This is a genomic window from Micromonospora sp. NPDC005161 (assembly GCF_053599855.1).
This window is the reverse complement of sequence record NZ_JBSFYQ010000035.1, coordinates 1-21,198: the sequence shown is the minus strand read 5'-3', so window position 1 is coordinate 21,198 and position 21,198 is coordinate 1. Positions and strand designations below refer to the sequence as shown.

At 70.1% G+C, this 21,198-nt stretch carries 18 protein-coding genes and 1 pseudogene; 7 read left to right on the top strand and 12 right to left on the bottom strand.

Annotated elements, in window-relative coordinates; genetic code table 11:
- Positions 1–50 precede the first annotated feature (50 nt).
- The 4 genes from ACWD5O_RS27495 to ACWD5O_RS27480 are packed head-to-tail and all read left to right on the top strand — an operon-like array spanning position 51 to position 5,504.
- Positions 51–1,838, top strand: coding sequence for an ABC transporter permease (locus tag ACWD5O_RS27495; protein ID WP_450087020.1), 1,788 nt, complete (start codon positions 51–53; stop codon positions 1,836–1,838).
- Between the two features lie 47 nt (positions 1,839–1,885).
- The gene (locus ACWD5O_RS27490) at positions 1,886–3,025 is read left to right on the top strand and encodes an ABC transporter ATP-binding protein (protein WP_450087060.1); all 1,140 of its coding nucleotides are present in this window, start codon (positions 1,886–1,888) and stop codon (positions 3,023–3,025) included.
- Positions 3,026–3,060: 35 nt separating this feature from the next.
- Positions 3,061–4,023 (top strand): SDR family NAD(P)-dependent oxidoreductase, encoded by a 963-nt coding sequence (locus ACWD5O_RS27485; RefSeq protein WP_450087019.1) that lies wholly within the window; start codon positions 3,061–3,063, stop codon positions 4,021–4,023.
- A complete protein-coding gene (locus ACWD5O_RS27480) occupies positions 4,020–5,504 on the top strand; it encodes an aldehyde dehydrogenase family protein (RefSeq protein ID WP_450087018.1) in 1,485 nt (494 codons plus the stop codon). Before ACWD5O_RS27485 ends, ACWD5O_RS27480 begins: the two co-directional genes overlap by 4 nt.
- A gap of 94 nt (positions 5,505–5,598) precedes the next feature.
- On the opposite strand, the gene ACWD5O_RS27475 is transcribed toward ACWD5O_RS27480, so the two are convergent.
- The 10 genes from ACWD5O_RS27475 to ACWD5O_RS27430 form a co-directional block, all read right to left on the bottom strand.
- On the bottom strand, positions 5,599–6,495 hold the full coding sequence (locus tag ACWD5O_RS27475) for an NAD(P)-dependent oxidoreductase (RefSeq protein ID WP_450087017.1): 897 nt from the start codon (positions 6,493–6,495) through the stop codon (positions 5,599–5,601).
- Positions 6,489–7,979, bottom strand: coding sequence for an aldehyde dehydrogenase family protein (locus tag ACWD5O_RS27470; RefSeq protein WP_450087016.1), 1,491 nt, complete (start codon positions 7,977–7,979; stop codon positions 6,489–6,491). The genes ACWD5O_RS27475 and ACWD5O_RS27470 overlap by 7 nt, the downstream gene beginning before the upstream one ends.
- The gene (locus ACWD5O_RS27465; RefSeq protein WP_450087015.1) at positions 7,976–9,652 is read right to left on the bottom strand and encodes a thiamine pyrophosphate-binding protein; all 1,677 of its coding nucleotides are present in this window, start codon (positions 9,650–9,652) and stop codon (positions 7,976–7,978) included. The genes ACWD5O_RS27470 and ACWD5O_RS27465 overlap by 4 nt, the downstream gene beginning before the upstream one ends.
- The gene (locus tag ACWD5O_RS27460; RefSeq protein WP_450087014.1) at positions 9,645–11,123 is read right to left on the bottom strand and encodes an aldehyde dehydrogenase family protein; all 1,479 of its coding nucleotides are present in this window, start codon (positions 11,121–11,123) and stop codon (positions 9,645–9,647) included. Before ACWD5O_RS27460 ends, ACWD5O_RS27465 begins: the two co-directional genes overlap by 8 nt.
- 108 nt (positions 11,124–11,231) lie before the next feature.
- Positions 11,232–11,588: a DUF4192 family protein gene (locus ACWD5O_RS27455; RefSeq protein WP_450087059.1), complete on the bottom strand. Its 357-nt coding sequence runs from the start codon at positions 11,586–11,588 to the stop codon at positions 11,232–11,234.
- Between the two features lie 244 nt (positions 11,589–11,832).
- A complete protein-coding gene (locus ACWD5O_RS27450) occupies positions 11,833–12,102 on the bottom strand; it encodes a hypothetical protein (protein ID WP_450087013.1) in 270 nt (89 codons plus the stop codon).
- Between the two features lie 645 nt (positions 12,103–12,747).
- Positions 12,748–13,428, bottom strand: coding sequence for a hypothetical protein (locus ACWD5O_RS27445; protein ID WP_450087012.1), 681 nt, complete (start codon positions 13,426–13,428; stop codon positions 12,748–12,750).
- A gap of 22 nt (positions 13,429–13,450) precedes the next feature.
- Positions 13,451–14,584, bottom strand: a complete 1,134-nt coding sequence (locus ACWD5O_RS27440; RefSeq protein WP_450087011.1) for an AAA family ATPase — start codon at positions 14,582–14,584, stop codon at positions 13,451–13,453.
- Between the two features lie 271 nt (positions 14,585–14,855).
- Positions 14,856–15,041, bottom strand: a complete 186-nt coding sequence (locus ACWD5O_RS27435) for a hypothetical protein (RefSeq protein WP_450087010.1) — start codon at positions 15,039–15,041, stop codon at positions 14,856–14,858.
- Between the two features lie 534 nt (positions 15,042–15,575).
- Positions 15,576–16,361 (bottom strand): GntR family transcriptional regulator, encoded by a 786-nt coding sequence (locus ACWD5O_RS27430; RefSeq protein WP_450087009.1) that lies wholly within the window; start codon positions 16,359–16,361, stop codon positions 15,576–15,578.
- A 95-nt stretch (positions 16,362–16,456) separates the two neighbouring features.
- Here ACWD5O_RS27430 and tcuA point away from each other — a divergent pair, with 95 nt between their 5' ends.
- From tcuA to ACWD5O_RS27415, 3 genes are all read left to right on the top strand, one after another.
- Positions 16,457–17,944 (top strand): FAD-dependent tricarballylate dehydrogenase TcuA, encoded by a 1,488-nt coding sequence (gene tcuA / locus ACWD5O_RS27425; RefSeq protein WP_450087008.1) that lies wholly within the window; start codon positions 16,457–16,459, stop codon positions 17,942–17,944.
- A 108-nt stretch (positions 17,945–18,052) separates the two neighbouring features.
- The gene (locus tag ACWD5O_RS27420) at positions 18,053–18,214 is read left to right on the top strand and encodes a hypothetical protein (protein WP_450087007.1); all 162 of its coding nucleotides are present in this window, start codon (positions 18,053–18,055) and stop codon (positions 18,212–18,214) included.
- On the top strand, positions 18,204–18,416 hold the full coding sequence (locus tag ACWD5O_RS27415) for a universal stress protein (protein ID WP_450087006.1): 213 nt from the start codon (positions 18,204–18,206) through the stop codon (positions 18,414–18,416). The genes ACWD5O_RS27420 and ACWD5O_RS27415 overlap by 11 nt, the downstream gene beginning before the upstream one ends.
- A gap of 921 nt (positions 18,417–19,337) precedes the next feature.
- Here the strand turns inward: ACWD5O_RS27415 and ltrA are convergent.
- The gene (gene ltrA / locus ACWD5O_RS27410; RefSeq protein WP_450087005.1) at positions 19,338–20,795 is read right to left on the bottom strand and encodes a group II intron reverse transcriptase/maturase; all 1,458 of its coding nucleotides are present in this window, start codon (positions 20,793–20,795) and stop codon (positions 19,338–19,340) included.
- A gap of 263 nt (positions 20,796–21,058) precedes the next feature.
- Positions 21,059–21,198, bottom strand: a pseudogene (locus ACWD5O_RS27405) (methyltransferase); the annotation flags it as partial.

Below are 21,198 nucleotides of genomic sequence, written 5' to 3'. Positions count from 1 at the left end.
CCCACTGCGACTGGGGACGTCCGGCGATGGTGGGGCCAAAGGAGGCATTGATGTCGCTCACTACGTCGCGGGGCGTCGAGCAACGGACCGCAGCCGATCTCGGCGGCGACTCCGAACCGGCTGGTCCGCCGCAGCGGGTCTCGCTCGGGCGACGTCTGGTCGCGCGCCGGGACTCACTGCTCCCGCTGCCGCTCTACGTCATCCTCGGGCTCATCATCCTGGTCCCGCTCGGCTACCTCGTCTACGCCGTCTTCCAGACCGGCTCGCCGACCGACCAGAACTCGCAGTTCACGTGGGACAACATCGTCGGGATCTTCACGGACCCGATCTACCTGCACGTCCTCGGCAACACGCTGCTGCTGGCCGCGTGCGTAACCGTCTTCTCCTGCATCATCGGCGTCACCCTGGCCTGGGCGGTGGCTCGCACGAACCTCCCTTTCAAGCGGTTCTTCGAGTTCTTCATCCCGATGCCGCTCTTCCTCTCTCCCTTCGCCGGGGCGCTGGCCTGGCTCATCCTCGGGTCGAAGAACGCGGGATTCCTGAACTACTGGTTCAAGCAGGTCTTTCACACCGAGTCCGGGTTCATGAACATCCTGAGCTTCCCGGGCCTGGTGTTCGTCATGGTGCTCTTCCACATCCCGTTCGCGTACCTCTACACGGTCGCCCCGTTGAAGAACATGGACGGCGCGCTCGAGGAGGCGTCCCGCGTGGGCGGTGCCGGAACCCTGAGGACGATGGTCCGCGTCACCTTCCCGATGGTGCTACCGGGCGTGCTGTCCGCGGCGATCATGGTGTTCGTCCTGTCCGCGGAGATGTTCACGGTGCCGGCGCTGCTCGGTGCCGGGGCGAAGTTCTCCACCCTGCCGACGTTCATCTACCAGGAGACGCAGTTCTCCCCGCCGAGCTGGGGTAGCGCGGCGGCGGCCGGCCTCGTGCTCCTGCTCGTCATGATCGTCGGCATCCTGCTGCAGGGCCGCGCGACCCGGATGTCGAACCGCTTCGTCACCGTCACCGGCAAGGGCACCCGCCCCTCGATCCTCCAGCTCGGCCGGTGGCGGTGGCTGGTGGCCGCCGTCCCGTCCTTCTTCCTGCTGTGCGCAGTCTTCCTCCCGATGGTCACGCTCATCTTCGTCACGTTCCTGAAGTTTGTGACTCCCCGCCTCACCGCGAAGTTGTTCACCCTCGACAACTGGGCGAACCTCCAGAACGACCCCGTCTTCCTCAAGGGCCTTGGCAACACGATCTTCGTCGCCCTGGTCGGCTCGGTGATCGCCACCCTTCTGGCGTTCTTCCTCGTCTACGCCTGGAAGCGGCTCAAGGCACCGCTGGCCCGCACGACGGAGACCGTGGCGATGCTGCCGGTCGCCGTGCCGGGCATCGTGCTCGGTGTCGGCGCGCTGTGGGCGGCGGTCCAGACGCCGCTGTACGGTACCCTCTGGCTGCTCATCGCGGCATACACCGCGCGCTTCCTCGCGTACCCGGTGCGCATTTTCTCCTCGACCCTCGTCCAAGTGGACAAGAGCCTCGAGGAGGCGTCGCGGGTCGGCGGCGCCGGGCTCTTCGGCACGCTCGGGCGCGTGTCCGCGCCGCTGCTCACGCCCGCGACCCTGTCGGCCTGGCTGCTGTTGTTCATCATGTTCACTCGCGAGCTCAACATCGCGGTCATGACGTACTCGGCGAACTCGATCGTCCTCCCGGTCATCATGTGGGGCTCGATCATCGCCGGATCACTCAACTACGCCGCCTGCATCGCGCTCATCGAGTCCGTGTTCATCATCGCGGCCTACCTCGTCGCGCGGTTCGTGTTCAAGGTCGACCTCAGCAGCAGTCGCGCCTGAGGCGAAAGAGAGAGGACGCCGAGTTGAGATCCATCCGGATCAACCACGTGCACAAGTGGTATGGGGACTTTCACGCGCTCAACGACTTCAGCCTCGACGTCGGCGATGGCGAGTTCGTGGCGCTGCTCGGCCCGAGCGGCTGCGGCAAGACGACGCTGCTGCGCTCGATCGCCGGGCTGGAGACGATCGACGGCGGCGAGATCTACATCGGGGACGACGTCGTGTCGCAGAAGGGCTTCACGCTGCCGCCGGAGAAGCGCCGCCTCGGCCTGATCTTCCAGTCCTACGCCTTGTGGCCGCACATGAGCGTCTCCAAGAACATCGCGTACAGCCTCCGGGTGCTCGGCTGGAAGCGGCCAACGATCGATGAGCGCGTCGCCGAGGTGCTCGAGATGGTGGGCCTGCCGGGCATGCAGAAGCGCTACCCGTCGGAGCTGTCGGGTGGTCAGATGCAGCGCGTCGCGGTCGCGCGCAGCATCGCGCCAAAACCGGTGGTGCTGCTCTTCGACGAACCGCTGAGCAACCTCGACGCCAAGCTCCGGGAGAAGATGCGGTTCGACCTACGCGAGCTGCAGCAACAGGTCGGCACCACCGCGGTCTACGTCACCCACGACCAGGGCGAGGCGATGGCGATCTCGGACCGCATCGTGCTCATGAGCCACGGGGACATCGTGCAGATCGGCACCGGACGTGAGCTCTACGAGGAGCCGGTGAGCCGGTTCGCAGCCGAGTTCGTCGGGATCAGCAACTTTGTCCCGGCCCACGTCGATGGCACGGTCGACGCCGACGGCCTCGTCGACCTGCAGGTCGATAACCTGCGGCTGCGTGGCGTCGCCCGAGCCGGCACCGGCCCCGACGTCGTGCTCTCGATCCGGCCGGAGTCGATCCGGGTGCGGCCGGCGCCGGCGCAGGCCGACCAGTGTGCAGGCGATCTCCTCGGCGTCGTCGAGGACGTCGTCTACATGGGCAGCGTCGGAGACATCTTCGTGCGCGTGGGGGAAATCCGGCTCCGGGCTCAGGCGGTCGCGTCGAGCCTGACGAAGACGCCGGTCGGCTCGACCGTCGTGGTCGAGGTCGACCCTCACGACGTCCGGGTGCTCCCCGCCGAGGAGTCGGCGTCCGTGGTGGACCAAGCCGTAGACACGCCGGACACGCCGGAGACGCCGGCCCTCACGGTGTCGGCCTGAACGATCTCGGTGCAAATAAGAAGTCGCTGCGATGGATGCGCCGCGCGTCACTGCTGTGCCAGCGCGGCCTGGGAAGGAAACGAGGAATGGTAGAAGCGTCGGAACGGCTTGACGGAAGGGTTGCCCTGGTGACGGGTGGCGGACGAGGGATCGGTCGTGGCATTGCGCTCGCGCTCGCGAAGGCCGGGGCGGCGGTGGTGATCGACGACCTGTACGTCGATGACCAGGGCGACTCGGCCGCACAGGCGGTGGTCGACGAGATTGCTGCGGCGGGCGGGCGCGGCCTCGCGCTGCGGGAGGACGTGACGAGCGCCGACGGCGCGCGGGCGATGGTCGATGCGGCGGTCGCCGAGTTCGGCAGTCTCGACATCCTCGTCAACTGCGCCGGCAACGTCGTCAAGGCGGACCTCGTCGACCTCACCGAGGAGCAGTGGGACTCGGTCATGGACCTGCACCTCAAGGGCCACTTTCTCATGTGCCGGGCAGCGACCAGGGTGATGCTCGAGAACGGCTGGGGCCGGATCATCAACGTCGGCTCCCGAGGCGCGTTCTGGGACGTGCCGGACAACAAGACGATTCCCCGACCCGACGCGCGCAAGCCGAGCAGCGTCGCGTATGCCGCGGCGAAGGCCGGCATCATGGCGCTGTCGACGACGCTCGCGCTCGAGACGTGGGAGACTGGGGTCAACGTCAACTGCCTCCTGCCAAGCGCGAACACCCAGCTCTTCCCGGGCACGAAGCCGAACCAGACAGGAGGTATGCCGCCCGCCTCCTCCATGGACCCCGCGTACGTCGCGCCCCTCATCGTCTACCTCTCGGGCGAGCTGTCGAAGGACGTCAGCGGACGCTTCTTCTACGCCTCGGGCGGTGACATCTGCCTCTACAGCCAGCCGTTCCACCTGCCTGGCGGCGGCAGCCTGGTCCGGGCGGCGGGGATGTGGGAGCCGATCGAGATCGCGGGCGTGCTCTCCGGGATGCTGGGGGTGCCGGCGCCATGACGACCACCTCGGTGCGCAACCCCGACCCCAAGACCTACGACCTGCTCATCGACGGGCAGTGGCGTCCCGCCCAGGACCAGGCGCTCTACGAGCGCGCGGACCCGTTCGACGGGTCGACGACCGCCCGCTACGCCCAGGCCACCGAGGATGACGTGCAGGCGGCGATCCGCGCGGCGCGCAAGGCGTTCGACGAGGGCCCGTGGCGTCACTACCCGGCCAAGCGGCGCGCAGACGTGCTGCGTCGCACGGCGTCGCTGCTCGACGACAATGCGGAGCGGTTCCAGACGATCCTCACCAAGGAGCTCGGGCAGCCGCGGCAGGCGGGCAACGTCGCGCATGCGGCGGAGAGCTTGCGCAACATCGCCTCGATCGCCGAGACGTGGCGGGACGAGTCGATGACGCTGCAGCAGCCCGACGTGTTCGGCATCATCGCGCACGAGCCGATCGGTGTGGTGGGCGCGCTGCTTGCCTGGAACCGGCCACTTTCCTTCTGCCACAAGGCTGGTCCGGGTCTCGCGGCCGGCTGCTCGGTCGTGCTCAAGCCCGCCCACTTCACCGCCGGGGCGGTGCTCGAACTCGCGGCGCTGTTCCAGGAGGCTGGCCTGCCGCCAGGTGTCCTGAACGTGGTGACGAGCGACCGGCTCAACGGCTCGGTCGCGGGGCAGGCGATCGCGTCGAGCGCGCTCGTCGACATGGTCACCTTCACCGGGTCGACGCTCACGGGCCAGAAGGTCATGCAGGCAGCCTCGGGCAACCTCAAGCGCGTCGTGCTGGAGCTCGGCGGCAAGTCGCCGAACGTGATCTTCGCCGACGCGCCCTCGCTGGAGGAAGCCGTCGAGGGGGCGTACCAGGGGATCGCGCCGCTCACGGGGCAGGCGTGCATCGCGGGATCCCGTCTCCTCGTGGAGAACTCGATCCGTGAGGAGCTGCTCGAACGCCTCGTCGCACGCTTCGCACAGGTGCGGATGGGCGACCCGCTCGCGCCGGACACGACGATGGGGCCGCTCGTCAGCCCCACGCAGCTCGAGCGGGTGACCGGCTATGTCGAAGTCGGGCGCGAGGAGGGCAGGCTTGTGCTCGGCGGGGAACGGCCGTCCGACCCGACGCTGTCGGCGGGCAACTTCTTCTCTCCGACGATCTTCGACGACGTCGACCCCGGGGCGCGGATCGCCCAGGAGGAGATCTTCGGGCCGGTGCTCGCGGTCCTCGGCTTCGACACCGTCGAGGAGGCGGTCCGGATCTCGAACGAGTCCCGTTACGGCCTGGCCTCAGCCGTGTGGACGAGTGACGTCTCGAAGGCGATGAAGTTCGCGCACGGCGTTCGGGCTGGCACGGTCTGGATCAACTCGTTCCGCGAGAGCGGCCTGTTCGGTATGCCGGCCGGCGGCTTCGGCGTCAGTGGCCTCGGCCGCGAGTACGGCACCGAGGGCTACGAGTCGTTCCTCGAGACGAAGGCGATCCACCTGCCGTTCCGGCGCTGAGCGCCACCCAGCCGGCCCGGTAAGCCGCAGGGCCGGCACTCAGTCCACGGGCACTGAGTGCCGGCCCTGCGGCGTACAGCCTGGCTCGTCGGGTTCAGTCGCCGTCCCGCATCGGGCGACCGGTCCAGGTTTCCCAGAGGGTGGTGATCGCCGCGTAGTCGAGCTTGTCGAGCTTCGCCGCGCTGGCGAGCTCGTAGACCGTGTGCGCACTGTGGATGCCGAACAGCGGCACGTGACCGTCCTGCGCGAGCGCGAGTGCGAGGGTCGAGTCCTTGCGTGCGGCGTCGGTGGGCATGCCGCCTTCGAAGTCGCCGTGCAGCATACGTTCCTTGTAGCGGTGCTCGAGCGGGCGGATGAGCCCGCCGTCGACGCTGGAGAGCAGGTCAGCGATGCGGCCGCGTGGTATGCCGTTCGCCGCCGCGAGCGCCGCCGCCTCCGCGAGAACGACCATGACAGCGTGCGCGACCGCGTTGTTGATGACCTTCGCGGCCATGCCGGCCCCGAGGGGGCCGAGTACCTGGATGTCGGCGGCGAACCGCTCGAGCGCGAGCCGGGCCGCGGCGACGTCCTCGACGGACCCGCCGACGAGGAGCGCGGCCTTGCCCGAGACCATCGGTCCGGTGCCGGCGAGGATCGCCGCGTCGACGAGCCGGATGCCGTGGGGGGAGGTGAGCGCCGCCTCGGCCTGCATGTCCGAGGGCAGCACGGTGCTCGTCTCGATGATGGTCCCGCCTGGCATGAGGGGTGCGATCGCCGCGACGGCGGCGTGCGAGATGGCGGGAGTGGGCAGCGACAGGATGACGGTGTCGGCGGCGGCCACGTCGGTCTGGTGGGCCACGAGCTCGAGGTTGCCGTCCTCGGCGAGCGCCCGTACCGCCGCTGACGGAGTCGGGTCGTAACCGAGCACGTGGTACGTCTCCACGAGGCGCGCCGCGACCGAGGCACCCATGTTGCCGAGGCCGACGAGGCCGATCGTCGGGCGGTCTACCATGTCGCGTCCACCATCACATTCTTCGTCTGGACGAACTCGAGGATGCCTTCATAGCCGCGCTCGCGGCCCATGCCGCTCTGCCCGAACCCCCCGAACGGCGCCTGCGGTGACACCTGGCGGTACGTGTTGACCCAGATCGAGCCGGCCCGCATCGCGCGGCTCATCCGAATGGCGCGGCCGAGGTCGCGGGTCCAGATGCCGCCGGCGAGGGCGAAGGCGGTGCCGTTCGCGAGCGCGACGGCCTCCTCCTCGGTCGCGAACGGGTGCGTGACGAGGACGGGGCCGAAGATCTCCTCGCGCCAGACCGCCATCTGCTCCGTGACGCCGACGAGGATCGTTGGCCGGAAGAACAGGCTGTCTGCGGAGTCCTCGGGCGGGCCGCCGGTGACCATCCGCGCCCCCTCGGCGATGCCGGAGTCGACGTAGCGCGAGATGCGGTCGAAGTGCGCGCGGTTCGCGATGGGGCCCATCTCGGTCGCCGGGTCGAGTGGGTCGCCGAGCCGGATCGACTCGGCGCGCGCCACCAGCCGGGAGAGCAGCTCGTCGTGGACCGACTCGTGCACGACGAGCCGGGATCCGGCAATGCAGGTCTGGCCCGAAGCGGCGAAGATGCCGGCGACGATTCCGTCGACGACGCGGTCGAGGTCGACGTCGTCGAAGACCACCTGCGCGCTCTTGCCGCCGAGCTCCATGACGACCCGCTTGAGGTCCTCGCCGGCGGCGCCCGCGACCGATCGGCCGGTGGCGACGCCGCCGGTGAGGCTCACCAGGTCGATGCCGGGGTGCCGCGAAAGTGCTTGTGCCACATGGAGGTCCGTGCCGGTGAGGATGTTGATGACGCCGTCGGGTATGCCGGCCTCCCGTACCAGGTCGACGAGGTAGGCCGTGGAGCCCGGGGAGAGCTCGGACGGCCGGACCACGACGGAGTTGCCCGTGACGAGCGCGGCGGGGAGCTTGTTCGCGAGCAGCTGCATCGGCGAGTTCCAGGCGGTGAGCAGGGCACACACGCCGACCGGCTCGTGGACGAGGTAGTCGAGGTAGCCGGGCTGCTCCACCGTGAGCACGCGGCCGTCGATCTTGTCGGCGTAGCCGGCATAGTAGTGGTAGACCCGGGCGGCGAACTCGACCTGCCGGACCGTCTCCCGGACCGACTTGCCGGTGTCCATGGTCTCCATGCGCCCGAGGGTGTCGGCGTTCTTTTGGATGAGGTCGGCGAGGCGGTGGATCGCGGTCGCCCTTCGCCCGGCCGTCGCGCCGCGCCACTCGCCGTCGTCCCATGAGCGCCGGGCCGCGGCGACGGCAGCATCCACGTCGGCCACGGTGGCCTCGGGGAGCTCGGCCCACGGCATACCCGAGTAGGGGTCGACCGTGGCGAACCGCGCGCCGTCGGAGGCTTCGACGGCTCTCCCGTCGATGAGCATCGGCAGGCGGACCTGCGCCATCCCGTGAACGAGCGACGTGGTGTCGATGCCCGCGGCTGTCACTTGGCCGTCACCACCTGCAGCTCGCGCCAGCGAGGCGAGGTCGTGCGCGGCGGGTGGAGCTCGGCCTTGACGTGGACGAGGCGCGGACCGTCGCCGGGTGTTCCAGTGAGGCCGAGCGCGGCGTGGAGAGCGTCGTGGTCGTCCAGGTCGACGGTCATCGAGGGGATGCCGAACGCGGTGCCGACCGCCGAGAAGTCCGGCACCCAGAAGCTCGTGCCGTACTGCTCCATGCCCGAGACGACCTGGTCGTAGCGGATCATGCCGTAGCCGCCGTCGTCGACGACGAGGATCGTCACCGGGAGGTTGTGGTCGCGGATCGTCGCGAGCTCCCCGACGGCGAACATGAAGCCGCCGTCGCCCATCACGACGAACGCGCGCCCTCCTCGGCGACGGGCCTGCCAGGCGGCGCCGACCGCGGCGGGCAGGGCGAAGCCGAGCGTGCCCCAGCCGACCGGGTACAGCAGCTGGCGCGGCCGGGACGGGGCGGCATACCCGGAGGTCCAGTAGCCGCAGATGGCCATGTCGGCGAGTACGACGTCGCCACGTGCGAGAGCCTCGTCGACCGCGGCGAGGACCCCGATCTCCTGCGGCTGCATCTCGTGCTCGTGCAGGCGATCCCACCCCGCTTGGCGAAGCGTCGGCAGGTCGGCCCAGAACGGCCGCGGCGTCGGGTCGAGGCGGGCGAGCAGTTCCTCGCCGGCGCGGACGGCGTCGCCGCGGATGTCCGTATGCGGCACGCCCTCCTCGACGAGGTGGGTGGGGGCGACGTTGACCGAGTAGAACTCGGTGGGGAAGGGCAGGTTCCAGTTGCGGGTGTTCATCCCATCGAACGCGCTGCCGATGCCGAGGAGCAGGTCGGCCTGCGACATGAGGTCGATCGTGTCGGGCTCGTGGATCGGCAGGGACGTCCAGCCAGGGTCCTTCTCAGTGACGATGCCGCGGCCGGCGAAGGTCGTGATGACCGGAGCCCCGAGGCGCTCGGACAGCTGGCGGACGACGTTGGCGGCTTGGTCGGTCGCGGCTCCGCCGCCGGCCCAGAGCAGCGGGCGCTCGGAGCGCTGGAGCGCGGCGATTAGGGCGTCGAGGTCAGCGGGCGCTGGGGGAACCGGGGCTGCGGGCGTGGCGGTGGTCTCGTCCACGGGGGCCGAGAGGATGTCGGTCGGCACGTCGATGTAGACCGGCCCCTGCGGGTCGGCCGCGGCGAGCTGCATCGCCTCCGTGACCATCGGAATGACATCGTTCGGCTTGCGGATGCGGAACACGCCCTTCGCGAGGCTCTCGAAGATGGCGCCCTGGTCGGGAGAGCCGTGCACCCGGCCGAAGCTGCTGCGCGCCGAACGGTCGCGCAGCGCGACCTCGGTTGCGACGAGGACGACCGGGCTGCACGACGATGCGGCCTCGCCGAAGGCGCCAACCGTGTTGGCTGCGCCGGGGCCGGTGATGGTGAATGCGGCCGCGGGCACCCTGTTCTGCCGGGCGACCCCGTCGGCTGCGTAGACGGCCGCTTGCTCGTGCCGCACGCCGACGATCTCGAAGCCGTCGCGTCCGCGCGCGGCCTCCCACAGGCCCAGGTTGTGCACGCCGGGGATGCCGAAGGCGACCTCGACTCCGTGGCTCGCCAAGTTGTCGACGATCGCCTCGGCGACGGTCCTCGGACGTTCGGTCTCACTCACTCGCACTCACCCACTTCTCATAGATCGTCCGGCTTTCGGTGTAGAAGTCCCGGGCCGCCTCGCCCTGCTCCTTCGGGCCGTACCCGCTCGCGCCCGTGCCCCCGAACGGCACGTGCGGGTCGGCACCGATCGACGCGCTGTTGAGGTGGAGCACGCCCACGTGGAGTTCGGTCGCGGCCCGGGCTGCGTAGGAGTGGCGGTCCGTGAACAGCGCGGCCGTGAGCCCGTAGTCCGTGTCGTTGGCGAGGGCGACCGCCTCGTCGAAGGTGTCGAACCGCCTTGCGGCGAGCACCGGCCCGAAAACCTCGTCGCGCCAGATGGGCATCGCGGTGTTGGCGACCTCGAGCACAGTCGGCGCCACGAAGTAGCCGGGGCTCGCCTCGTCCACAGGGGCTGCCGCGACCGGGCGGGCACCGCTGTCATATGCCGCCCGGTATGCCGCGTTGATGCTTTCCTTCGCCTGGGCGGTCGCGACAGGGCCGACCTGGGTCTCCGGAGCAATCCCGTCGCCGACGCGCAGCGCGTTGACGCGCTCGGCGAGCCGTCCGAGCAACTCGTCGGCGATCCGCGAGTGGACGAGCAGTCGCTCGGAGGCGGTGCAGCGCTGGCCGGTCGAGCCCATCGATCCCTCGACGAGTGCGTCGAGGGCCGAGGGCAGGTCGGCGTCGTCGAGGACGATCGTGACGTTCTTGCCGCCCATCTCGGCCTGGACCGGCGTCCTTGTCCGCGCCGCCGCCGCGATGATGACCGAGCCGACCGCTGTCGAGCCCGTGAACGACACCGCCTTGACGTCCGGGTGGCGCACGAGCTGCTCGGCGACGGGCGGGTCGGCATGGACGAGGTTGAGCACGCCCTCCGGGAGCCCCGCGTCGACGAGGATCTGCGCGATGGCCACGGACAGTGCGGGCACGACGCCGGCCGGCTTCCACACGACAGTGTTGCCGTAGACGAGGGCGGGAGCGAGCTTCCAGACGGGGATCGAGGCCGGGAAATTCCACGGCGTGATGAGTCCGACGACGCCGCGCGGCGGGTAGACCACCCGGGTGTACTCGTTCGGCCGCGGCGACTCGTAGAGGTCGCCGCTGCGCCGGTCGGCCGAGGAGGCGAAGTAGCGCAGGATCGAGGCGCTGCGCCTCGTCTCGGTGAGCGACTCGGCGAGAGGCTTGCCCTGCTCGAGCGTCATGAGCTCGGCGACCTCGGCCTCGCGCGCGTCGAACGCGTCGGCCGCCCGTACGAGCACCTCGGAGCGGGAGTGGAACGGCATACGTGCCCAGGCGGTCGTCGCCGCCTTCGCGGCGGCGATGGCGCGTTCCAGCTCCGAGAGGGTGGCGAGCCGCCCGAAGCTCAGGGTCTCGCCGTTCGCGGGGTTGGGGCGCTCGAACTCGACGCCACCGCCGTCGGCCCACTCGCCCCCGATGAGACTCCTGCTGTGGAGTTCGTGTTCGTACGACCAGCTCCGTCGCTGCGCCATCAGGTGGCACGATCCTCTCTCGTGTCGCCGAGGCTGGTCCAAGCCGACCACGGCATGGCTAACTGTCAGCAGTCATACAGTACCGAGCCCCCGAGTGCGTGGCAATGATCAGCGAGGCTCCGCCGCCCCACCAGACCCGCCCTGGCAGAGGTAGGAGAAGTAGCGGCGGTCGGTGACGCGCAGGGCGTCGAAGACGTCGACGCCTGAGACGGCCAGCCGCGGCAGGATGATGTCCATGGCCGGGGTGACGGTGGCGGCGGGGCCGTAGCCGACCGCGATGGCGCGGGTGGCTGCCGCGTGACGGAGCATGCGGATCTGCGAGAGCACATAGTCGTCGGCCCACGTGGCGACGTTGGCGGGTAGGTCGGCGCGGCTGGCGACGGTGACCCGGGTGCCGGTGAGGCCGATGATGACGAGGCTGTCGGCCGGGTGGAAGCCGAGCAGGTAGGGCACGGCGGTGAGCAGGTCGGTGGGTGAGGTGATCGGCAGGCGGGGGTGCTGCGGATTGCTCTCGGTGTCTCCCGTTGTCAGGTCGGGCCCCGGGCACGGCTGATCGGCCGTGCCCGGGGACTGCGCTGGAGTGCGCGGGGGTGGCCGGGCAAGGCGGCCGGTGGCGGTGCGGTCAGGGATCTCGGTCGGGTGGTTGCTCGGCGCGGTGCGCGGCCGCCTCGCGGGCCGCGGCTTGGCCCAGGTATCAGGCCCGGGGTGATCAGGCGTGTTCGAGGGCGGTGACGGCGGCGTCGGCGATGTGGCCGATGGCCTGCACCGGGTCCGCCACGAGGATGGTGGTGGTGTCGGTGAAGGTGTGCCCGGTCAGGTCGGCGGGGCGTAGCCAGAGCACGGGGCAGCCCGCCTGGTGCAGGGTGGTGAGCAGGCGTTGGGCGGGTCCGGTGTCGGGCAGGTCGCCGTCGGAGACGACGGCGAGCATCCGCAGCCGGCCGGGCTGGCGCAGCTGCAGCATCTGGTCGGCGAGTTTCACCGCGTCGGTGAACGCTGTACTGCCACCGTCTGCTTGCAGCTCGAGTACCTGCTGGGGGTGCTGGCGGGGTGGGACGAGCAGGGTGACGTCGCTGCCGAAGGCGATGGTGGCGGTGACTGCCTGGTTCGTGGGCGAGGATCCACCCGGCCGATGACATGGGTGCCGCCCAGGGGTGCATGGAGTAGGAGGCGTCGACGATGACGCCCAGGTGCAGGGTCGGTTTCGGCGGCGGCAGCGGGGTGCGGCGGGCCCATGGTGTGGCGGTGGGGATGGTGCCGGCGGCGATCTGCGCTTGGGCGGTGATGGCGTGGCGGGTGCGCAGCCGGCCCGGCGGCGCCGGGCTGGGGCGGGTGTCGGGTTCGGGGTGGTGGGTGCGGGCGCGGCGCAGTCGGGCGGCGAGATGCCGGGCGGCGGCCCGCTCGCCGTCGCTGGCGTCCCGGCGGGTCCACGACGCGGGCGCGGAGAACCGGGCGGTGATCTGCTGGTCACGGTATTGGGCGGGTGTGAGGCCGGCGGTGTGGGCGAGATAGTCGGCGAGCGCTTGGGCGAGCAGGCCGGCGAACACGCCCGCGTCTGCGGCAGGGGTGTGTGGTTGTCGGTGCGGGTCGATGTCGAGGATGTGGCACCACCGCCACGCCAGGTCGGTCATGGTGTCGGCGTCGGTGTCCTCGGTGGTGTGGGCTTGTCGCCAGAGGTCGCGTAGCTGCAGCAGCCGTTTGCGGCCGAGGACGGTGGTGACGGCGGCGCGGATCCCTCGGCAGTCCTCGGCAGTCCTTGGCGGTGAGGACGCGCGTCAACCCGGGCCAGGAGCAGCCCAGCGAGGTGCGCGGCGTGCCAGGGGTCGTCGACGGCGGCGTCGTCGGGGCTGATGAGGGTGGTGACGGTGTGCCGCAGCCACCTGCGGTCACCGCGGCGTCTCGTGCGTTGCCGGTATTCGATGCGGGACTCTTCGAGGAGTTCGGCGACGGTGGCGACGACGGGTGGGGTGCCGGGCGGGGTGCGCCAGCGGCTGTGGGCGGCGTGTGCGGCCTCGTGCACGAGCAGCCCGTAGGCGGTCGGGACGAGGCGTTTGTGGCCTGGACGTCGGGGGTTGGCGACGTCGGGGGCGCCGATGTAGGTGGCGTCGACCTCGATGCGGCCGGCGTCGGGGTAGCAGCAGGCGGGTGCGCCGCCGCCGGCGCCGGGGGCGACGGTCACGGTCAGGTCGGTGCGGCCGGTCAAGGTCGGGATGTGTCGGGTCCAGGCGTCGCTCCACACCTGCCAGTCCGGGTCACCGGCGGCGGGCGCTGCCGGGCCAGGCTGCAGGTGACTGCGAGGGTGTGGCATCAGGGGCTCTCCTTTCGGGGGGTCAGCGCTGTTTGCCGAGGGTCAGCGCGGTGATCTCGGTGCCGTACTGCTGCCGCAGCGCGGCGAGGACCTGCTCGCGGTCGTCGGCGGGGGCGCGGCCTGAAAAGTTGGCGACCGCCGCCGCGAGGCCGAGGGTCTTGCGGACGCGGGCGAAGCCGAGCAGCTCGCGCAGCTGCGGCGCCCAGCTGAAGCGCCCGGCGGCGAGGTCGGCGTTGAGGGCGATGGTGGCCTGCACGGCCGGGTTGGGGACGCCGAGGTGGCGGGCGAGGTCCCAGTCGGTGGTGACCTCGATGTGCACGTCGAACCGGGAGGCGAGTGCGTCGGTCAAGATGGCGCCGTGGACGCCGAGGTTGTGGCCGGCGATGACGTCGAACCCGTCGGCGGCGTCGACACGTTCGTTGCGGTAGCCGGGGATGGTGATGACCCTGCGGCCGTCCATCGCGGGGTAGAGCACGGCGAGGACCTTCGGCGGGATGAGGGTGGCGTCGTCGACCAACAGCGCCCGCCCTTCGCGCATGGCGGTGACGAGGGGCCCGTAGACGAACTCGAACCCGCCGTCGGGCAGGGGGATGAAGTTGCCGAGGAAGTCCTCCACGACGGTGTCGCCGGTGCCGGCGACGGTGAGCAGGTCGGGGAAGGCGGCCTCGACGAGGGCGGTCTTGCCGGTGCCGGGCGGGCCGTAGAGCAGCACCGGGATACGCTTCTCGCGTAGCCGGCGCAGGACGTCCACATCGGTTGCCCCCGCGAGCTTTCGCGGGAAGTACAGGTCCCCGTTGGAGCGTGTGACCGGCTGCCGCCGACCCGCCCCGCGACGTCCTTGGCGGGGTGTACGCGGGGCGGGCGGTGGCAAAGTCCCGGCAGCGTCGACACCGGCCTGGGTGATCTGGAACCGGTGCGGGCCCGTGGTGTAGGTGGCGTATCCGGCCGCCGTCACCTTCTTCAACGCTTCGAACACCGCGCCGGTGGACGGGGCGGCGATCGCGGTGGTGAGTTCCCCGACCTTGAACACCTGATCGGGGTGCGCGGCGAGGTGAGCGGCGACCTGCCGGTACAGGTAGCCGGGCCGGCGGCCGCCGCCCGGATCCGGGGTGGGGGATGGGTGGTCGCTCCTGTCGGGCGGGGTTGCAGGGTCCATGCGGGGCCTCCTGTCGTAGGGGTTGGGCCCGCGCACCCCGTCTCCGGGTGCGCGGGCGATGGTGCGGTGTCCGCGCGGTGGAGAGACGGGCGGTGGACGGGGTCTCATCCCGTGGCAGGGACGGCCAGCGAGCTTTGTGAGGTGCTCGGGGCGCAGCCCAGAGGGCTGCCCGGATCAGCGGGGTCGCCGCCAGCGGGTGGTGGGCGACGACAAGGAACGCACCGAACCCGGCATCGATCAAGTCGAGCCGCGGCGGCGCGCGGCCGTGGGGTTAGCGGCGGCGGACGGTGACGTCGCCGCGGGGTCGGCGGGAGATCTGCACGGTCAGCCCGAACACGCTGCCGTCGGACAACTCCAGCCACACGCCCCGGTCGAGGGTCAGCACCCCGGCGTCGCGGTAGACGCGGGCGGAGGGGATGGTGACCGGGCCGGTGCGGTATGAAGGCAATGCGGGCATTTACCCGAGGGCGGTTGATCGCGACCAGTTGTACGACACCGCTGTGCCGGGTCACCGGCACAGCGGTGACGTTCTGGCTAACCGTTGCCGCGGTCGGGGGATAGATCGCGATGCCAAAGTCGGCACCTGGCCCGAGGTGGAGCCGAGCAGATCCATGTGGGGCTCGGTCGCAGCCAGGGACACTGGCGTCGATGTACACCAGCGGCCGCGCCGCTTGAACCTTTGTGCCCTGGATGCAGGAAAGCGATCCTGGTGCCGAGGATCACCGCGGTGCTCGTCATCCTCCCGGCCGGGATCGGCGTCGGCCTCGCGATCTGTCGACCGGTCGAGCCGGTCTCGTCGAGTCCGTGTTCGGCATGGTTCCCGGGGGTGTCGGTGAGATGGTCGCGGCCGTAGCCGGTTTGGGCGGCGACAGACCCTCGTGGCCGGCATGCATTTCGTACGCCTGCTCGTGGTGATCACCGCACTGCACTTCGCGGTGCGGTGGCTGCGCCGCGACGGAAAGGCCGACGGACCCGCCGAATGGGGGCCCGGTCAGGAACCCAGCACCAGCGCGAGGCGGACGTTGCGCGCCTCGCGCATGTGCTTCTTCGCCGCCGCCTCCGCGGCGTCCCCGTCGCTAGCGCGGATCGCGTCGATGATCGCCTGGTGCTCGGCGAGGACAGCCTCCGCCCGACCCTGCTTGGCGAAGGTGCTCACGGGGAGACGACGCACGGCGTGCTCCACCTGGGTGAGGAACCGTTCCAGGTAGGGGTTGCCCGCGGCGGTCCGCAACAGACGGTGGAACTCGAGATTCTCGCGGGCCAGTTCCGCGGCGCCGCCGCGGGCGGCGGCCAGCGACAGGCGCCCCTGTGCGGCCTCCAGCCCGGCGACCAGCTCGGGGGTGCAACGGACGGCCGCCAGCCGCCCGGCGACGCCTTCGAGATTTTCCCGCACCACGTACAGGGCGAGGATGTCCTCAAGCGATAGGCCGGCCACGACCGTCCCCTGGTGGGCTGTCTTGATGACCAAGCCCTCGTCGGCGAGCCGGCGGAGTGCCTCCCGGACCGGCGTGCGACTGACCTGAAGCGTACGGGCCAGTTCGTCTTCCCGCAGCCACGCGGACGGCTGCAGCGCGCCGTCGAGGATGGCCTCCCGGAGGGCGTTCGTTACCGCATCGGTCGTCCCGCCCCACGACGGTGCGTCTCGCAGGTACCGCGCGAGGTCGGCGTCCGCACCAGTGGTCGCGCTCCGGCCCCGCGTCGGAGGGGCGGCCTGGTCGGACTTCCGCGGCGACTTCTTCTTCGCCGTGGCCTTGCCTTGGGTGCTCTTGCTCTCCACAGACGCAACGGTACTGGATGCAGGTCGACTAGTGAATCCAAATCCTCTATGATTGAATGCAACTTGCATTCGCATTGGAGACAACGGAGGACGGGATGACGGCTCAGCGCCAGGTGATCGTGGTGGGAGGTGGCAACGCGGGTCTGTGCGCCGCGCTGTCGGCCCGGGAGCAGGGGGCGGCGGTGACGCTCCTCGAGCGGGCCCCGCAGGAAGCAAAGGGCGGCAACAGCACCTTCACCGCGGGGGCGATGCGGGTCGCGTACGACGGCGTGGACGACCTGATGACGTTGATGCCCGATCTTGACGAGTCGCAGCGGGCCATCACGGACTTCGGCTCCTACCCGAAGGAGGCCTTCCTCGACGACCTCGCTCGGGTCACCGAGTACCGGACCGACCCGGAGCTGGCCTCGCTGCTGGTCGAGGAGAGCCTGCCGACGTTGCAGTGGATGCAGCGCAAGGGCGTTCGGTTTTTGCCCATCTACGGACGGCAGGCGTTCCAGGTCGACGGTCGGTTCAAGTTCTGGGGCGGCCTGACGGTGGAGGCGTCCGGCGGCGGGCCCGGCCTGGTGGACGCACTGACCGGGGCAGCGCTGGACGCGGGGGTGGAGATCCGGTACGGCACCCGGGCGCTCTCGCTGATCGCCGATGACGAGGGCGTGCACGGCGTACGGGTTCGCCAGGACGGGCGTACCACCGAGCTCGCCGCCGACGCCGTCGTGCTGGCCAGCGGTGGCTTCCAGGCGAACACGGAGATGCGCGCCCGCTACCTCGGCCCGAACTGGGATCTGGCCAGGGTGCGCGGGACGATGTACGACACCGGGGACGGCATCAAGATGGCGCTCGAGATCGGTGCCAGCCCGGCGGGGAACTGGTCCGGCTGCCACGCCGTGGGCTGGGAGCGCAACGCCCCCGAGTTCGGCGACCTCGCGGTCGGCGACCATTTCCAGAAGCACAGCTACCCGTGGGGAATCATGGTCAACGCCCACGGCCGCCGCTTCGTGGACGAAGGCGCCGACTTCCGCAACTACACGTACGCCAAGTACGGCCGCGTCATCCTGGAGCAGCCCCAGCAGTTCGCCTGGCAGATCTTCGACGCGAAGGTGACGCACCTGCTGCGGGACGAGTACCGGATCCGCCAGGTGACGAAGGTGAAGGCCAACACCCTCGAAGAGCTCGCATACAAGCTCGAAGGGGTGGACCCGGAGGTGTTCCTCAAGGAGATCGCCGCCTACAACGCCGCGGTCGACGTCGACACGCCGTTCAACCCGAACGTGAAGGACGGACGAGGAACCCACGGCGTGGAGGTGCCGAAGACGAACTGGGCCAACCCCATCGACGAGGCGCCCTTCGAGGCATACCAGGTGACCTGCGGGATCACCTTCACCTTCGGCGGCCTGCGGATCGACACCTCTGCCCGCGTGCTGGACACAGATCTGAAGCCCATCCCCGGACTCTTCGCCGCTGGCGAACTGGTCGGCGGCATCTTCTACTTCAACTACCCGGGCGGCAGCGGCCTGACGAACGGCTCGGTGTTCGGCAAGATCGCCGGACGCGGTGCCGCCACGGCGGTGGCTGCGGCCTGACCGACCTGACCGGGCAGCGGAGCAGCTGGCTGAGATCGCGAACGAGGAAGGATCGGAACCGTGACCGTTGTAGTGGGGTAACTCCGTTCGCCTGAGGGACGAGCGGCGTTGCAGCGAGGAATCAAGGAGGCCAAACCTCTGGGCGCCCGTCTGGTCGTCGTCTCCGGTGAGCATGCGCACGTCGGCGGGGACTTCGACCCGAACCTGGAGCTGGTCGACGCCGAGCTGGACCGGCTGCGCGAACAGCTTGCGCGAGGGCGTGGACCATGAGGTCCGCCGGCTGGTGCGTGGCCGGGACGCGGCCGACGAACTCGTGGACGTCGCCGAGGAGACCGCCGCGGACCTAATCGTCATCGGTCTGCGCCGCCGCTCGGCGATGGGCAAGTTCCTCCTGGGCAGCAGCGCCCAGCGAATCCTGCTCGATGCCAACTGCCCCGTCCTCGCCGTCAAGGCGGCGGCCCGGCAGTCCTAGCGGGAGCGGGCAAGGGCGTACTGGCCGCGACAGGACCGGAAGACCCCGGCCTGTCGCGGCCAGTCGGCTTGTGACGCCCGCTCGACGACCCCGACGGGGACCACGGCAGCCGGGCGGCGGAGGAGGCCCGCCAGGAGGCGGAGTGGGTGGAGCAGACGCGCGGTGGTTCGATCCAAGTATCGCCCACCATCAATATCCGCAGGTAGGAAGCTCGTTGCCAGAGTTGCCGGTAACGAGCTTTTCTGCTAGCGCCCCTTACTTTGGGAGCAGTTTGGGAGCAGGGCGCCGAGTGAGCCGACCGGCCGTACCCAGCGACCTTCCGAGCAGGGTTGGGCGTGGGCCCGGTGGGGTCTCGGGCTGGTAGGGGAGAAGCAAGATCGGGAAGGTGGCGCCCACGGTGGTGGTCCCCCACTCTCGTCGAGTCTGGACCGCTGCGTCGTGGAGATCCTCCAAGATGCCGCCGCTGAACCGGCGCTGCGCCTTTCGTTCATCCGTGGCTACATTGGACCCGCGCCGTTGGTGGCGCCGATGCCGGCCGCCTGGCGGCGCTGACGATGAGGCGGCGGCCCGGGTCGGCGACCGGCATGGGTCGGTCGCGCCGAAACGCTCTGAGTTTCTTCGATCTGGAACGCGCGCCCAGCCCTGAATGTAAATCCGTGCTGGCGTGATCTTGCCGGCCGATGCAGTCATCGAGCGGGCGATCGCGGCATACCTGATCATGCTGAGAGGGCGGCGAATCGCGGCGCTGGCCCGGCATCGGTCCGGTGCCCGGTCACGCTGCTACCAGCAGATAGGGAGCATCGGACTAGTTGAGTCGGCCTGGAGCGCGGTGCCCGCGTTGCTGCTGGTCCGTTTCTCCAGGCCGCTCGCCGAACCCGCCGTGCGCGTCTCCGCGCAACGGGCTCTCCACGGTTGCTGTCGTCAGGCGTTGTCGGGTGCAGGCCAGGGGTCGGGGATCGCGCGTCGGCGGTAGCGGGTCACGGAGATGGCCCCTATCGGCCGGTGCTCGGTCCCGTCCGCGGTGATGGGTAGCCACCTGCCGGTCGGCATGGTGAACCGTTTGCGGACGGCCTTCCAGTTCCAGCGGTGCCGGTGCATGAGCATCCTGATCAGCCGTTGCCAGGCGAACCGATCCAGGGGGTGGAAGGTGTGCTTGGCGACGGCGTGCCGGAAGTAGGTGGCCCAGCCGTGCGTGACCTGGTTGAGCCTGGTCAGCACGGACCTCAGGTCCTGCTGTGATGTCCTGCGGGTCAGTGCTCGGATCTTCGCCTTCAGCGACCGGATCGGCCGCCGGGCGATGAACGTGTACACGTGCCACCGGTTCGAGCCTCGCTTGCGCCGCCACCGGATGTGGAAGCCGAGGAAGTCGAACCCGTCGCTCATGTGCACGATCCGCGTCTTGGCCGGCGACAAGCGCAGACCCAGCGGAGCGAGCACAGCGGCGACGTCCTCGCGCAGCGCCGCCATGTGGTCCTCGGTCCCGTGGACCAGGACCACGAAGTCGTCGGCGTAACGGACCAGCCGCCACGTCGGCAACCCACGGCTGCGCCGGTAGTTACGGCGACCGCTGGTCGACATCGCCTCGCCCGGCTTCCATGGCGCCGTCAGATGCTCGTCGAGCACCGACAACGCGATGTTGGCCAGCAGCGGAGACAGGATGCCGCCCTGCGGCGTGCCGGTGTGGGTGTTCCTCCGGTCACCGACCTCGGTGAGCACTCCGGCTTTGAGGAACGCCTTCACCAGCGCCAGCACGCGTTTGTCCTTCATCCTCGCTCGGACGCGGTCCATCAACGCGGTGTGGTCGATGGAGTCGAAGCACGCTTCGATGTCCGCGTCGAGCACCCACCGGTACCCGTTGGTGCCGTAGAGGTGGATGTCGGCGATCGCGTCCTGGGCCCGCCGCTGGGGTCGGAAGCCGTAGGAGACCGGCTCGAAGTCGGCCTCGAAGATCGGCTCCAGCACCAGCTTCAACGCCGCCTGCACGACCCGGTCCGCCACGGTCGGAATACCGAGCTTGCGGACCTTGCCCGACCCGCCGGGCTTCGGGATCTTGCGTTCCCGCACCGGCAGCGGCCGGAACGTGCCCGCCTTCAACTGGGCACGCAGGTCGGTCAGGAAACCCGGGACGCCGATCGACTCCTCGACGTGGGCGACGGTCAGGCCGTCGACGCCGGGAGTGCGGGCGCCCCGGTTACCGGCGACCCGCTCGAACGCCATGATCAGCGTCGCCGGGTCGTGCACGAGGTTGAACAGGTCATCGAACCGGCGGCCGGGATCGGCCGCCGCCCAACGATGAAGTTTGGCCTGCATCTCCGCTACCCGCCGAACCGGACTCTCGTCCGGGCGGGCGTCGCCGTTCGGCGGCGCGTCTTGCGGCATTACAGCATCCGTCCCTTCGCGTAACCGCTGCCGCCCTTCCCCATGTGCCGGGCTCTCCCCGGCTCGGAGTACTACGGCGGCTCCGCCCCACCTACGGACTCGCCTGGGGCCCTCGATCCGGAGGCGCTGTTCGAATGCACCATCCTCGGCCACGTGCTGCAGCACCGCCATGCGCAGTCTTCGCCCCAACGCCCGATCCCGCGTCGGGGGGAGCGGGACCCCGGCCGGCAGCCAGGCCCCAAAATCCGCATTGCGTTGGGCACCGCGGCGATAGCGACCAGTCGGGAGCCGGTTGCGACGTCGAGGACTGGCGACCGGCCACGGTGTCCGGGTGATCGAGGATGTAACGCGCGAGACTCTGCCCGCCGGTCCAGGCCGACGCCTAGAACGGCGGCGGGAGGAC